At 60.9% G+C, this 15,596-nt stretch carries 5 protein-coding genes; 1 reads left to right on the top strand and 4 read right to left on the bottom strand.

The annotated features are described in order from the left end of the window. Positions 1–25: 25 nt before the first annotated feature. Together LC094_RS15435 and LC094_RS15430 are read right to left on the bottom strand one after the other, a co-directional pair. Complete coding sequence (locus tag LC094_RS15435) at positions 26–3,616, bottom strand: porin family protein (RefSeq protein ID WP_226553692.1); 3,591 nt, start codon at positions 3,614–3,616, stop codon at positions 26–28. An 11-nt stretch (positions 3,617–3,627) separates the two neighbouring features. After that, a complete protein-coding gene (locus LC094_RS15430; protein ID WP_226553691.1) occupies positions 3,628–10,836 on the bottom strand; it encodes a DUF7507 domain-containing protein in 7,209 nt (2,402 codons plus the stop codon). Positions 10,837–11,737: 901 nt separating this feature from the next. Here LC094_RS15430 and LC094_RS15425 point away from each other — a divergent pair. Then, a complete protein-coding gene (locus LC094_RS15425) occupies positions 11,738–12,694 on the top strand; it encodes a sugar-binding transcriptional regulator (RefSeq protein WP_226553690.1) in 957 nt (318 codons plus the stop codon). A gap of 9 nt (positions 12,695–12,703) precedes the next feature. On the opposite strand, the gene LC094_RS15420 is transcribed toward LC094_RS15425, so the two are convergent. Together LC094_RS15420 and LC094_RS15415 are read right to left on the bottom strand one after the other, a co-directional pair. Beyond that, complete coding sequence (locus LC094_RS15420; protein WP_226553689.1) at positions 12,704–13,975, bottom strand: class II aldolase/adducin family protein; 1,272 nt, start codon at positions 13,973–13,975, stop codon at positions 12,704–12,706. Positions 13,976–13,997: 22 nt separating this feature from the next. Next, entirely contained in the window at positions 13,998–15,569 is a 1,572-nt protein-coding gene (locus tag LC094_RS15415; RefSeq protein WP_226553688.1) for an FGGY family carbohydrate kinase, read from the bottom strand. Positions 15,570–15,596 lie beyond the last annotated feature (27 nt).

Raw genomic sequence — 15,596 nt, 5'->3', positions numbered from 1 at the left:
TTTTATAGTCCGTCTCAGATTTGTCTCAGAACTTGGCAATCAGGTTCAAAAAGACCCCGGAGCTTTCGTAATCGAGATCGGTCATGTCCTCGGACACCTGACCCCATTCGTAGCCGACACCGACTTTGGCGTTGTTGCCAACATGGCGGTACACCCCGAGCAGAGCGCCCGTATCATAGGTTTCGCTGTCTTCCGTAAACATCACGCGCCCCTCGGCCATCGCATCCCAATTGTGAACGACGTGCCAGTCGAGACGCATAATCCCGAGATGCGCCGTCGAGTCGCTAAAGTCCTCCGTGCCGCGCGGGGCGACCTCGGACCGGCGATAGCCGTATTTGCCGCCCAGCGTGAAGTGCTGGTTCAGATCGTAATCGGCATCAATCGACAAGACGTGGCTTTTCTGCGCATCCCCCTCGGTGTCGCCATTCGCCGTCACCTGATCCGCACCCGGAAGGTCGTAAAGATAGGTGTATTTGAACAGCACGTTCAGACGCTCGTTGTCGATCGGGCGGAAGCCGTAGCCGAGGCTGGCCTCGACATATTCCCCGTCACGGAAACTGTCGTCATCGTTGTCGGAGATCAGAGCATCGACATTGCCGAGCCACCGCGCGCTTTCGCTGACATGGTATTCGAACCCGCCCGCAAAGGCCCAGGTGTCGGCATCCTGCGACACGCCATCGCCGCTTTCAGTGCGGTATTCCAACCGACCACGCGCACGCAGGCGATCCTCAGCCGTATAGGCCACCCCGAAGGAATAGGCATCGCGCTCGATGTCGCCATTGATCTTGTCGCGCACCGTGCCGCTTTCCATCGCGCCACTGAAAGACCAGCGCGCATTGGGCGTATATGTGATCCCATAAGCGTCTGTCATGGCATGACGTTCGCCAAAGAAATCCATCGAGGTTTCGGCAAAGCTCGAGAAGGTTTGGGAATGGCGATAGCGCCCGCCCATCACCACCTTGCCGCGATCTTCGCCGACAAGCTCATAACCGCCATTGGTCCGCGTCGGGTCCAGCGTGTAGCCGAGATAGAGCTCATTGTCGGCGGTCGGCGAATAGGCCAGACGCGCGTTGGCCGCAAAGCCTGCGGTGCCGTCGGAGGCCTCGCCCGAGACTTTGACCTTTTCACCCAGACGCGTGGCCGCACCAAAGCCCAGACGGTCGTCGCGGTCCAGCCCGCCGGAGCGGTCCACTGTCGCCTGCCCCAAGACCCAGACCTTGGTGTCATCGCTGAACGCATAGCTCAAACGCGCTGCCAGATCGGTGCGATCCCCGGTTTCCGTCGGATCGCCAATCGTGGTCTGGTCGAGATAGCCAAGCGCCGCCTCGATGGTCCAGGCGTCCGTCAGATCATAGGCCACGCCCAGCTCGCCCTCGGCCTTGCTGTCGCCACCATCGCGGTCGAAATCCTCGATCCGCACGCCAAAGCTGAGCCGGTCGGAGACCTCGATCTCGCTGCGCAAACCGATCAGGGTCTGATCCTCGGTGATGTCCTCATTGAGGGTCGAGAACCCGGCCTCTTTGCGCTCATAATAAAGTTCGGCATAGCCGCCGGTGGACAGGCCCAGATCGGCAAAATCGACATGGCTGTCGAAGCGATACGCCATCGCATCCTCAAGGCCCGCGACGCCATCTTCGGTGATGGTCAGACCGCCATCCGACGACAGGCTGCGGCTGAACCCCGGCCCATCAGTGCCGGCCACTTCGACCTCGAGGAAACTCGATTTGCCGAATTTGTAATAGGCATCCACCGCCGCCATACGTTGATCGGCCACGCCCGTGGTCTCGTTCATCGCCGTGAAGCCGAGGCGCAAATCGTTGGTCGCCCAGGCTTCGATACGTCCGCCGTAGGAGAAGCCGTCCACATCCTCGACGGTCGGGGTGTATTCGTATTGCACCACCAGATTGACGTCATAGGCGCCCGTGCCGGAGCCCACGAGACCGCCATCGGAACTCGACGAGCCCAGAGGTTGGGTCAGCGTGATCACACCCTGCATGTAGTCGATCTCGTAATCGACACCGGCCTGAAGGCTTTCGGTCGAGATTACCCGCCCTGTGTCGGGGTCCACCACCTGAACGCGCACCGTCTCTGAACCGCCGTTCAAATCCTGACGGGTCAGGAAATAGACCGACCCGCCGGTACCGCGCAGGATGTCGCGCTGCGGCAGAGTGTCGGGCTGGGCGCCATAAAGCACCCCCTGCACCCGCGCTTCGCCGTCTTCCGTGCGGGCACTCGTCGCGCTGCGCAGCTCCGCGCCGTAAAGCGAACGTGTGTTGGACAACAACTCGCCACCAGACACATCGGCCTTGAAATCGCCCCAGGTCAGGCGCGTGTCGTCTTTCTCCAGCCGCAGATACACCCGGCCCGAAGTCGGTGTGTCGTCATAGCTCGTCGAGTCGTCGCCATAGGTCGGATAGAGGTCCTCCGGGTCCAGGCGTTCGATCACCGAGCGCGGATCCTTTTCGTCGAGGCGGCGGAAGATGTCTTCCAAATCGCCCTCGCCCGTATCCAAAGACGAGGTCACCGACCAGCCGTTGCGGGTGATCCCCGAGGCATAGTAGGCCAAACGCCCCTCGGCGTAGTTGCGTTCGTAATCCGGGTCGGCCTCGGATTCCGTGTCCTTGATCCGATGCCCGAAGGTCAGATCGGCAATGGCCACATAGTGCCAATCGCTCGCCGGAATTTCGAGCCTGCGGGTGATTTGTTGCGGTTGCCCGAAGCGGTTGAACTCCACATCCACCGCGCGATCGCCCGCCGGCACGATCCGGCTCACGAGAAACTCACCGGAGGGCGTTACCGGAACCGTCTCGCCCATGACGCGCACCGGCTGACCGGCATCGGCGCGGCCCGAAACGGTGACCATGCCGCCCGCGATGGGAATGGCGCGTTGGCGGGTGCGATCTTCGCCCTCGCCCGCCGCCGTCAATGGCGCGCCGGAGGTCTCATGCGTGTCGAAATGGCCTTCGCTGCGGTTCAGCTCCAGCGGCCAGGTTTCATCGTAGCGCCCCTTGGCGTCATAGACGCGCACCACATAGACCATCTCCTCCGGGGCATCCTCCGGCATGGTCCAATTGACCGTGCCATTGGGCGCCACCGGCAGGGTCGCCACCGTGCGCGGGGTGCGGCCCGTGGTGTCGATCACCCGCACTTCGGCGCGGGCAATATAGGCCGGGTAGTTGGTCGAGGCGCGGAACCGCACCGCCTCGCCCGCCCGATAGGTCGCCCGAAGATCGTCGGTCGAGACATTGAGCAAACGGCGCGGCGTCAGCCCGTCGAAACGAATGTCGACATCCGCCCTGTCCGCCACGATGTCGGCCGGACGGCGCGGATCGGGGGGCGGCATGGCCCCCGCCACCGGCGTTTGGTCGATGGAGATCGAAAAGCCCTGAGCTTCGAAATCCGATCCCATCACTTCCTTCACCATTTCGGTGTTCTTGCCCACCGGCATGGTCACGACCACGTCGGAATTGGACCGTTCACAGCCTTCAGGCTGCGGCGCCAGCGCCTCGGCACAGAGCGTTTCCGCCCGCGCCTCGCCCGCCAGAAGTACGGCACTGATTGCGATCACCGATCCACCGCACAAAATCCGCGTGAAGGTTTTCTGTTTGCTGCTCATACCAAGCGTCCTCATTGCTCCACCCTCACGATGGTTTTCTCGATGGTCAGTTTCACACGGCCCGGCTCTCTCCAAAGATCCCGCAGCTCTCTCTCGACCTGCCGCATGGATTGCCGCGCCAGACGTTTCTCCGCAGATCCCGCCTCATCCGGCAGGTGATAGGCGATGCGCAGATGCACGGGTTCGCCAGCGATTTGCTGCACCAGACCTGCAAGCGCCGTTTCGAGCGCAGACGTCATCTTCGGACCGGAGGCGGTTTGCGCGAAACCCTGCGCATTCACATCCACACGCACCACACGGGTCAGCGCCGCTCCGAAGTTCAGCTCGGTCATTTTACCGGGCGTGAGACGCACGACACGCGGGTTCTCCGTGGTCAGGCGATAGCCGGTCGGCAGCGAGCGGGTGTCGAGCTTCAGGATAAAGTTCGAACCGCGATCTTCCGGCAGCATTGCACAGGGCACATGGAAGCGACCGTATTGGTCGGTGGTGATCACCGTGCCATCGACACCGGTCAGGCGCACAGCGGGGATGCCGTTCTCGACGATCTCGCGGTCCAGCTCCACGGGCGCATCGCCCTTGCCGCTGTATTTGCCGCTGAAGATCGCATCCTCATCGACGATCCGGCTGATCGGACCGTTTTGATAGCCGTCCCGGTTCAGGTCGTTGAACACCTTGCCGTAGACATCGCCACAATCGAACACCGGTTCCGGGAAGATCGAGACCGTGGCCGTCGCCTCCGGCGACAGCGGTTCCCGCGTGGTCGAGTCGCGCAGGCGCGCCCGGTTCACGTGATCGCCCACATCCGCGCTGGTCAAAACCCGCGCCGAAAGCGTCGCCTCGATGGTGGTGAGCGGCGGCACGGTGACGCTGGGCCAGGTCACAACCTTGCCCTGCACCGTGACCTCGATCGGTTCCCCGTCCCAGGTCGCCGTGCCCTCGACATAAACGAAGTCGGCAGGCAGCACGTCCATGAGATCCATCGTGCCACTGGTGCGCGGGTTCTCATTGGTCACCGTGATCGAATAGGGCACCACGGACCCGCGCTCCACGACGCCACGCGGCGTTGTTTTGCGCAGCACCAGACCGCTGTCATAGAGCAGAGGCTCAAGCGGATACTCCGTCGGATCGTCCACGGTATTGCCATCGCCATCGTCGCCGTCATCGGAGAGATCGCTCACCTCGGTCGGCTCCTCCGGGAACTCGTCCGGATACTCCGGCATCGCCGTCGCCAGAACCTGGTTCGACAGGCCGCCTGCGTCCACGGCTTCGATGGTCAGCTCATAGGTCGCCGTATAGGTGGCGGTCTCGCCCATCACCAAGCTGCCTTCCGAAGAGCCTTCGCTCGCGGACACAAAGGTCGGACCGCTGTCGAGGGCCAGCGTCTGGCCGGTGGTCAGCGTCAGGAAGGTGTCCTCGAGCGCCACGTCATTCACCGTGGTGTTGCCGATGTTCTCGACCGTGATCGTGTAGGTCATCAGATCGCCAACCCCATCGACACCGTCGCCGTTGTCGGTCAGCTCCTGCGTCTTCACCGCCTCAATCGCGCTGATCGGACGTTGGATCACCGTTTCCGTCGCCTGATCGCACACCAAAGGATTGTCGATGCGACAGATCTCATAGGTCACCTCATAGGTGCCCGCCGGATTGCCTTCAGACAGGGTGATGAGACCCGTGGAGGGATCGAGCGTCAGAGCCGGATCGCTGTCCACGACCGTGATCGTCACATTGTCAAGCGTCGCCTGCTCCTGACCGATCATGTCGGAGGCCAGCATCGAGGTCGTGATGCCACCGTCGGTGTCAAACTCCCATGGCGTCTCAGGAATGGCTTCGATGAAGACGGTTTCCGCCACCGCGTCGTCTTCGTCATCGACCGTCAGGTCGCCGCCATTGCCATCCTCACCATAGGTGCCGGTCGCAGTCGCAGTGTTGATCACTTCACCCGCGTCAATATCAGCCTGAGTGATCGCATAGATGCCTTTTTCCGTGAAGGTGTACTCTTCGCCGGGAGCAAGAGACGGGATAACCTCGCTGATCTGATTGGCGCCCAAAAGCGGGTCGGTGATCGTGACATTCGTCAAAGTGACGGTGCCCGTGTTCGTGACCTTGAAGGTATATTCAAGCTCCTCGCCCACCAGACCTATGGTTTGCGTCAGACCCGAATTGTCGACGGTTTTCTCCAGTTCGATCGACGGCGATTGACCGAGCGGCACGGTTTCATCGTCCGTGTCCGAAACCTCGCCCACAACCGAGTCCGCTGTGACTGTCGCCTCGTTCACCAGTTGGCCTGCGTCCAGATCGGCCTGCGTGAGAGCATAGCTCGCCTTGAACGTGTCGGTATCGACAGCCCCCGGCGCCATCTCGGCAATGCTGGCGTCCGGTGTCTCCCAGACGATCCCCGGAAGGATGTCCGCAAGCGTCACATCGGTCAGCGTCACGTTGCCCGTGTTGGTCACCGTAAAGCTGTAGGTCACAATCTGGCCCACCTCGGAGGGATCGCTCACATTGCTCGCATCTGCGGTTTTGATCAGCTCAATCGCCGCGTTGCGCGTCAGAGGCGTTGTGGTCGGCGTATCGTTGTCCTGCGACGTGCCGGAGGTGTCGGTCACCTCCTCGTCAAACGGATCAGTGCCGGTCACAAGCGCGGTATTTTCCACATACCCGCGATCGATGTCCTCCTGCGTCAATTCATAGACGGCAGAATAGGTGGTGTCGTCTGTGGCACCCGGCGCCAGCGACGCAATTGGGTTTCCGGTCAGAACACCCACACCTTCAAGCATCGCATCCGTGAGCGTCACATCGGTCAGGGTCTGCGAGCCGGTGTTGGTGATCGCAAAGCTGTAGGTGATCTCCTCCCCCGGTACCGGCGGATCGGAGAACGCCGTGGTCGCAGATTTCACCAGCGCGATGGCAGGTTCATAGATTGGCGTCACCGGTGTCGGGTCGTTTTCGCCCGGCTCATCGGCGCGGCCGTTGCCATTCGGATCGGGATCTGTGCCGTCGTCGGAGAGATCTGTCAGCATCGGGTTGTCACCCGGCGTTTGCCCGGTCCACGTACCATTGCCCGTCACATTCGCCTGGTTTTCATAGACACCGCCAGAGGCCTGCGGGTTCGGCAGCGGCACCTCGGGGCGCACGCGCAGCGAGAGAGAAATCTCACAGGTTGCCCCCACCGCAAGCGTCGTCCCCGAAACCAATGTCTGATTGCTTTCACCGTTGAACCCGGCGTTCAGTGCACCACAGGAGCCGCCCGGAGCGGAGAGGATCGTGTAGGTGCCGCGCACCATATCATCCGTCGCCGGATTGGACAGGCTCGCGTAGCTGCCAAACAGCGGCGCGGCTCCCGACAGGGCATCCGTCACGACCACTGTGTCAAGCGGCTCAAGGCTGAAGTTCTCAACGACAAAGCTGAAGCCAACAGTGAAGGAGCCATCCGCCGCAGAAGTCGGGCCGGAGCTGACACGTTTCGCAATCCCGATCCGCGCTTGCGGCACGAGGGTGAAATCGTAATCGGTGGCATCCGTTTCGGAAGGCAGATTGATCGTGGCAATCTCGGTGGCGCCCGTCGGGTTCCCGCCTTCAGAGCCGCCCACGGCTTGCCCATCCCCGACATAGGTCTCGCTGACGGCCCCACGTGTCACCGTATAGGTGCCACGCGGCAGGTTCGCGATGGAGTAGTTCCCATTCGCGTCCGTCGTCGCAGACACAGAGACGGGTGTGCCATCAAAGGCCGTCCCGGTCAGTGTCACCGTCACGCCAGCCACGCCGCTGTCGTCGGCATCCAGATCGCCGTTGTCATCGAAATCACGGAACACGGTCCCGGAGAGTGCAGAAGACACAACCTCGACCGGGCCGGAGTTTTCGTTGTTGTTCGGATCGACGTCGAGCGAGGTCGTTGTGATCTCTGCCGTGTTGGTAAAGCTCTGCGGATCGGAGGTCACACTGGTAATTTTAACGGGAACCGTGATTTCCGCCGTAGCCCCGCTTGAGAACGTGCCAAGCTCACAGGTGAAACTGGTGCCGCCTGCGGCCCCATCACAGCTTTGCAGCGTTGCGAAGCCAGAGGTCACATTGACCGACGGCATCCCCGCCAGCACCATATTGGCCGGCAGGCTGTCCGTCACTTCGACGCCATCGGCCTCGGCCAGCACAACGCCCCCATCGGAACCGGTGTTGTTGCGTACGGTGATAACGAAATCGAAGGTCTCAAGAAGTTCGACCGAAGATTTGCTTGCAACCTTGCTGACAACCTCGACATCGGCGCGGGTGCGCACGGTGGTGTTTTCGGTCACTTCGTTGTTCGCCGGAAGCGGATCGTAGCCATTGGTGATCCCCGGAGACGTCAGGTTCGCCGTATTGGTCGCGGTGCCTTTTTGCACGCCCTGAGCCAAGATGGTCACCACGCGCGATCCACCCGCTTCGATGCGGTCGAAACTACAGCTCAACGTTCCGCCGACCTGGCCAACGCTCGGCACTGTGCCACAAACACCTGTCCCCGCATTATGCGATTGATAGTTCAGATATTGTGCGGGCATGAGATCATTCATCGTGACGTTCTCTGCCGCGGAAGGCCCGTTGTTGCGGATCGTGACCGTGTAAGTCACCTCCTCACCGACTGCCACCGGGTCGATGCTATCGACCTTGTTGACCTGAAGATCATAGCTGGGCGCCGCGACGGTCGTCTGCACCGAGGCACTGTTGTTGGTGTCGTCGGTTTCATCGAGGCTGGTGCTCACGGTCGCGATGTTTTCCATCACAGAGCCAACCAGCGCCTCGGTCGGTTGCACCACGATTTCGACGGCTTGTTGACCGCCGGACGTCACCGTCCCGAGATTACAGACTACCTGATTGTTGCCCGGTGCCGTCTCACTTCCGACAGTTGGCAAGGTTGAACAGCTTCCCGTCGTCGGCGTTGCGGAAACAAAGATCAGCCCATCCGGCAACACATCCGTAATCGTCGTATCCGGCGCACTGCTGAGGAAGAACTCTGTCGACGGGTTGAGCGCCGTGACGACGTAGCTGAGGTGCTGACCAACGATGGCCGTCACAGGCGTCGCCGTTTTGGTCACGGTCACATCCGTGCGCGCTTCGATGTCGAAGGTCACGGTATCATCGTTGTTGGTCAGATCGGGGTCGGCCACGCTCGACGACAAGACTTGAACCGTGTTGCTCCGCTGTCCGGCATTGCCGCCGGGGCGCACCTGAACTTCGATCACCGGGCAAGTGCTTCCTGCGGTACAGACCGGCAAGGTATCGAAGGTACAGCTCAGATCTCTGCCCCGCCACCGCGCCGTGCTGCCACAGGTGGCGCCTGCGGGTGCGGTGATGCTGACGAGACCCGCGTCCGTTGCGCCAACCTGATTGTTGATCAGGCTCAACAAGGGATCTGTCACGGTGACATCCGCCGATGCCGCAGGGCCCGCGTTCACCACCTCGATGTAATAGGTCTGAATGTCGCCCACGGTGACCGCGGAGGCCGCCACGGTTTTGTTCACAGTGATGTCGGCAGAGGCGCTGTCGGCGCTGCTGTCCACATCGTAGCTGTCGGAATCCCCAACGCCCGGGTACTCCGGCGACGACACGCTGGCCGTATTGGTCAGGTTCCCGGATTGGGTGGCCTCAGTCCGGATCACCGCGATGGGTGTATTGGCGCCAGGCGCCAGAGGTCCGGTCACACCTGCGGTATAGACAAGCTCACACACCACATCGACTGGGCCAGCCTGCGGGGCCGCCGGCGAACAGGTCCAGCCATTGCCATCGTACCCCGTAAAGGTCATCCCGGCCGGCAGGCTGTCGGTCATGTAAAGTGTACCGTAGAAATCGGCATTGCCAGTGTTCTGCGTGCGCAGATTGAACTCATACTCATTGCCAACCACGACCAGCGCGGGGCTGGGGCCGGTTTTGGACACGGAAAGGTCAACCACCGGGTTTTCGATGGTGCGACCGCCATCGGTGTCGGTGTTGTTGCCGAGATTTGTATCTACGGGGCCAGAAGAAGTCACTGTCGCGCTGTTGCTGACAGAGCCCGGCGCGATGGCCGTGGCATTGATCAAGATGTCGCCAAGCGGCACATTGGTGCCCGCCACAAGCCCGTCGGACGGACGCGTACAATTCAGGTCCTGACCACTCACCGTACAGTTCCAGCCGCCGGACAACACATCGACAGAGTCGATCTGATAGGCAGAGGGCACACTGTCCGCGATCTCAAGGCCATAGGGCACACCGCCCGTGAAGCTCGGGGAGAGCGTAAAGATAACCGGATCGCCGACCAGAACCGTTCCCGGTGCTGAGTTGCTTTTCGTCAAACGCACATCGCTGCCGTCGCTGATTTGCGTGGTCAGGGAGGCGCTGTTGTCATCGGTGAGAGGGTCCTGAGGCGCGGAGATGTCAGCCGTCCCGGAGACGATCAAGGACGATCCTGTGCCCGCCGCTGTCACTTGCCCTGTCAAATCGAAAGAAAATGTACCGCCATCCGGAATATCGGTCGGGATTGTACAGAGATACCCGCCGCCGCTGGCACTACAATAGGATGGCACCGAAGTGACCGTCAGACCGGTGATTGCCGGAATTTCGACGACAGCTTCGGTCACTGTGTCAGGGCCATTGTTGTCGAGCGTATACGTATAGGTGACCACCTCGCCGGAATTCGCTTCCGTCGGGCCATTCACCTCAAGGGCGACATCGGCACCGCTGAGAATAGTCGTTGTTTCGCTGAAGATATTGTTGGCAGGCGCGGCATCATTGGTGCTCGGAACGCCGCCTGTCAGGGTGATGGTGCCGGATTCTGTCGAGGTGACAATTGCGGAAAGCGCAAAGGTTTCGTCCTCAGCCAGCGCCGGGATCACACAGGAGACCGCCGCGGGCCCCGTGATCGGAAGAGCAGGGTCACAGGTCGTATTGGTCACATCCTTCAGGATGCCACCCGCCGGAATATCCAGATCGATTACGGTTTCAGGAGCTTCACCGGCACCGGTGACGGAGACGTTGTTGTTGACCGTGATGTTATACGTCACATCACCGCCGGCAACTGTCGGATCCGAACCGGCATCGTTCACGTTGACCACCCAGTCGTAGCTTTGCGCACTGGCACTTGCCGGAGCCAGGGCGCCTACACCCAGAGACAACATCGCAAAAGTCAGGATGGATTTCGCCGCCGCGCGCAGCGACGTTGCCTTTTGCCCCTTGAGGTCAAAAGATGCCGTGGGTTTAAGCCCCGTGTTCATATCTGCGCTCTCCGCTCGCCCGCGACCGGCCTGCAAACCAGTCGCTTCAAGATGAGAGTGGCAGTGCTAAGAGAATCCGTCTGAGATGTGACATCTGACACGCCCTTTCCGGGCATTCATGTCTATATAAATGTCGGGAATGTGGCTGTCGCGAATGTCCGTATGTGACATTCTCTTTTGCCATGAAAACGCTCTGTCCGAGGTATGTCAAAATCGATCTGTAAAAACATAACTCAGAACAATCTGGCCTGTCGCAACACGACGAAAACCAAAACGTTCTGCAAAAGGTTGACCTGATATGCAGAAGGACAACAGCCTTCAAAGCCTCTTAAAGCTTACACATACCACTCCCAATCTCAAATTTGCGGATATCTCGACCGCACATACCGCCCCCCGTAAATCAACTACAGCTGCCCTGTATGAATCCGCACTCACAACGGTTTTTCTTCATAGCCAGCAGTGGGCCTGTGGGTAATCAAATGAAATATCAGATGAAATTCTCTACCTTGCGCAGAGAGCGACGCGGAAAAGCGCCTCAGTATAAAGAAAGAGATTACACTGTAGTCTTAAGCGATATTCAGATGCGCGACTTCAATTCGGACCACAGCATTGGCTCCGCTCGATGAGCCGATGCGCTCCTATACTCTATCGATTGAATAGCGAGACGCCTTGCCTCTGAAGTTTCCTCGGCGTCTCATACTCGAGGTCGCGATGCGGACCTGTGAAAAACTCGGCACGACGTGTATGCGTGACGCCTTGCTGGCACGCGGATGAGACGACAGGTCTCAGCCGTGATGGCCACTCCAGAGTTGCACATCATAGACAGCTATTGCGACGCACCATCACATGACTATCATACGCGACACCTGACAGTATATTTCGGAATAAAGACATAAAGCGCATGGGATCGAACTCTGACACGCAAGACCAGATACGCGAAATCGCATGGATGCATTACGTTGGCGGCCTGACTCAGGCGCAAATCGCCACGCGTCGCGGTCTGAGCAAGATGAAAGTCCATCGCTTCGTGCAAGCCGCCCATGAACAGGGGCTGGTCAAGATTTTCGTGAACAATGTCCCGACGAATTGCATGGAGCTCGAAAGCCGCCTGATCGAGGATTACGGTCTGTCGAGCTGTACCATCGTCCCGGATGTGAACGAACTCCAGACCATGGATATTTCGATGCCCGCCGTCGCCAGTGCCGGGGCGCGGTTCCTGCATGGCCGGTTGGAAAACACGGACCAGATGATCCTCGGCATCGGGTCAGGGCGCACCATGTCCGCGATTGTCAAAGCCATGCCCGCGATCAAACGCAAGAAAGCGGAGTTCATTTCTGTCACTGGCGATTTCGCGGCCCTGAGTGACGCCAACCCCTTCGAAGTCATTCACGCCCTGATCGACAAGACCGAAGGCAAGGGGTACGCCTTTACCGCACCCTTGATCGTCGACAGCGAAGCGGACCGCACCCTGTTCCTGCGTCAACGCAGTATCCGGGACTCCTTTGATCGGTTGCGCGACGCCTCCATGATCATGATCGGCGTCGGACATGTCGGCCCCGGCTCGTTTTTTCGCTCTTTCGGTCTGATCACCGATGCCGAACAGGGCGACATGATCCGCCAGGGCGTGGCCGCCGACCTTGCGGGCAATTTGATCGACGATACAGGCGCCTTTATCGACAGCGGCATCGCAAAACGCATGTTGGGGATGGAGCGCGACCTGATGCATGACCGCGAAATCGTCGCCGTCTGCGCCGGGATCGAGAAATGGCAAGCGGCCCGTGCGGCGCTGCGCTCGGGCCTGCTCAATGGCTTCATTTCATCCTATAGCGTGGCCCAGCGTATTCTCGACGCCGAGTAGCGGCCTCTTTTAGGCTTTCGGCTTGAGCTTGGCCTGTTCCAGCGACCAATATTCCATATCGAACAGATCACGCTCGTTGAGCGGCGTGAAACGCCCGATCCCTTCTGCGGCCAAAACGATCCGCGCGGTTTGTTCGGCCAGATCGGCGGCCACACCGGCCTCTTTGGGCGTCCGCCCGATGCCGACAATCCCAAGCCCCCGGATCAGCGCCACACGCGGCAACGGATCGAGCATCGTTTTCGGCTCGTCGGCATGGGGCGCATTGCGGTTGAAATAGGCCTCATACCATGCCGCAAAATCTTTGATCGCCGCGCGCCAGTCTTCGACGCCGAATGTCGCCTCGCCGATGACCGGACGGGGCTTGATGCGGATGACGTGATCCGGCGTCGCGGTGCCGCGCCCGGTGATCTCCGCCAATCCCTCCAGCGCCAGAAAACGATCATTCGCATCGCTGAGACGCAAATCGAGCGCCAGATTGTCCGCAAAAAATCCCCATTCTTTCAAGGCATCCCGCAGCGCCGCAACCGAGGGATGCGCCTCCGGGTCCTGCGCCTTCGTGCCGACCTCTTCAGGCAACAAAGCCGCGCCTTTCGCGGCAAGATACTCTTCGCACATCGTCGTATAGCGCAGAATGCGCTCGTAAGAGGTGCGGGCATCGTCGCCAAAGGAGAACAGGCCGTGGTTCACCAGAAACTGCCCCGACGTTCCCGCGCCCTCTTGGACATGGATTTGATCCGCCGCGTGCGAGAGTTTGAAACCGGGCATGACATAGGGCACGATGCTCAGCTTATCGCCGAAAATCTCACGGGCGCGCTCGGCGGCGTCCGGTTGATTGGCAATGGCCAGCGCCGCACAGGAATGGGTGTGGTCGACGAATTTCGCCGGCAAGAATGCGTGCAGCAAGGCCTCCACCGACGGGTTCGGCCCGCTTTGGTCCAACATCTCGCGGCGCAGGAAAGCGACCATCTCTTCGTCCGACATCGTCGCCGTCTTGCGGGCCTCCAACAGCGGATCGAGCCACATCGCGGGCAGACCCGGCCCCTCGATGGTCGCCAAATCCCAGCCGGAGCCCTTCACATGGATGACATCGTGCTCCGCGCCGCTCTCGTCGCGCCGCCGGGTTTTGACCGAGGTGTTGCCCCCACCATGCAGCACCAGATCCGGCTCCTGCCCGATCAGCTGCGACGTATAGACCCGCATCGCAAGATCCTGTTCCGCCGGATCATCCCCCGCCGCGCGACGCAAACGCTCCGCTTCCGCTTCGTCCCAAAGAGACTTCATAATCACATGTCCTTTTCCATAATTACTGTTTCACACGCGCCCCCGCCGGACGCCAGATTGGCTCCAACCCGGAGGCCTCACCAAGATCGCGCACACCGTCAGTCACCTCAGACCAACGCGCTTTCAACGGCGCATAGAGCGCCATATTGTCCGGATCGGGCACCACGCGGCGTTCGATCGGGCTGGCCATTGCCGCGACCGCCTCGTCCAGCGTCGCAAACAATCCCGCCCCCACAGCCGCCAACATGGCGCACCCCAGCGCGGTGGTTTCCTTGACCACCGGGATCTCAATGTCCCGACCCGTCACATCCGCAATGATCTGCGGCCAAAGCCTGCCCTGACTCGATCCACCCGTGAATTGCAGCGTGTCATAACGCTGCCCCGACAGAGCTTCGAGCGTCTCAAGGTGGTGATTGGCCAGGAAGGCCCCCGCCTCCATCACAGAGCGCGCCACCTGTCCAAGCGCCAGTCCCGGCGCATTCAGATCGAGGCCCAGAAAACTCAGCGGCGGCTGTTTCCACGCATCCGACTGCATCGGACAGGCCGTGGCGGCAATCGCCCCAGCGGAGCCCGCAGGCGTGTCTTGCGCCAGCTTTTCGATCAGATCGAAGGCGTCACCCTCGCCGCCAGAAAGCTTTAACAAAGGCTCAAAAAACGCGTCCCGAACCCAGCGCAGCGCAAAGCCGCTCAGAAATCCGATCCCTTCGACCATCCATTCTTCCGGGCGCGCGTGGCACAGCGTGCGCGGCCCGAACGCCGGATCGACCAGCGGCTGATCCGACAGGATCGTCATCTGCCAAAAGCTTCCGCCCACCAAAGTCGCCTGACCGGCCCGACGGCCCAGCCCCAGAAGCGCAAGCTGCGTGTCGCCGCCGCCCGCGACCACCGGCGTACCGGGGGCCAAACCGCAGCGCGCGGCGGCCTCTGCGGTGACTTCACCAATCTTGGTCCCGGCCTCGACCACCGGCGGCACGATCTCTGGCGAGAGCCCGATCAATTCGAGCAACTCTTCGGACCAGCCGCGCTGAGAGAGATCGAAAAGCGCACTCGACGAGCCCGCCGTGGGTTCAGTCACATAGGCGCCGGTCAGCCGAGTCGCCATCCAGTCGGAAATCATCCCGAGGCGATGCACACGCGCGAACACATCCGGCCGATTGTCACGCAGCCAATGCAACCGCGCAGGCGCCGTGATCGACACCCAATCGCCACCGCGCCGGTAAATCTCATCCGAAATGCCCGCCTCGGTCAGCGCCTCGGCCTGAACCTGCGCGCGCCCATCGACATTCGGACAGGCCCAAAGCACCTCGCCCGCATCGTCGTAAAGCACGATCCCTTCACGCATCGAGGTCGTCGACACAGCGGCGATCTCCCCGGCGGAGATCTCAGCGGCGGCAATCGCCCGGGCAATCACCCGGTCAATCAGCGCACCATTTGGCCCAGTCGTGAAATCCAGACCGCCGGGGACACCCTCCACCGCCGGATGCCCCCATTCCTCCTGGGCGCTTCCGACAATCTCACCTCGCGTGTTGTAAATAATCGCGCGCCCGCTGCCAGTGCCGGCATCGACCGCCATCACATAGGCTGTCTTCATCATGTCCTCCCTGACGATGCCTCCCCGCAC

Source organism: Celeribacter naphthalenivorans (assembly GCF_020524585.1).
Taxonomy (GTDB): Bacteria; Pseudomonadota; Alphaproteobacteria; order Rhodobacterales; family Rhodobacteraceae; genus Celeribacter; species Celeribacter naphthalenivorans.
This window is presented reverse-complemented; position numbering and strand designations above follow the sequence as displayed.

Bases quoted from the DNA above. Each gene is read 5' to 3' on its own strand.
- LC094_RS15435 (WP_226553692.1), bottom strand. From the start codon at position 3,616: ATGAGCAGCAAACAGAAAACCTTCACGCGGATTTTGTGCGGTGGATCG.
- LC094_RS15430 (WP_226553691.1), bottom strand. From the start codon at position 10,836: ATGAACACGGGGCTTAAACCCACGGCATCTTTTGACCTCAAGGGGCAA.
- LC094_RS15425 (WP_226553690.1), top strand. From the start codon at position 11,738: ATGGGATCGAACTCTGACACGCAAGACCAGATACGCGAAATCGCATGG.
- LC094_RS15420 (WP_226553689.1), bottom strand. From the start codon at position 13,975: ATGAAGTCTCTTTGGGACGAAGCGGAAGCGGAGCGTTTGCGTCGCGCG.
- LC094_RS15415 (WP_226553688.1), bottom strand. From the start codon at position 15,569: ATGATGAAGACAGCCTATGTGATGGCGGTCGATGCCGGCACTGGCAGC.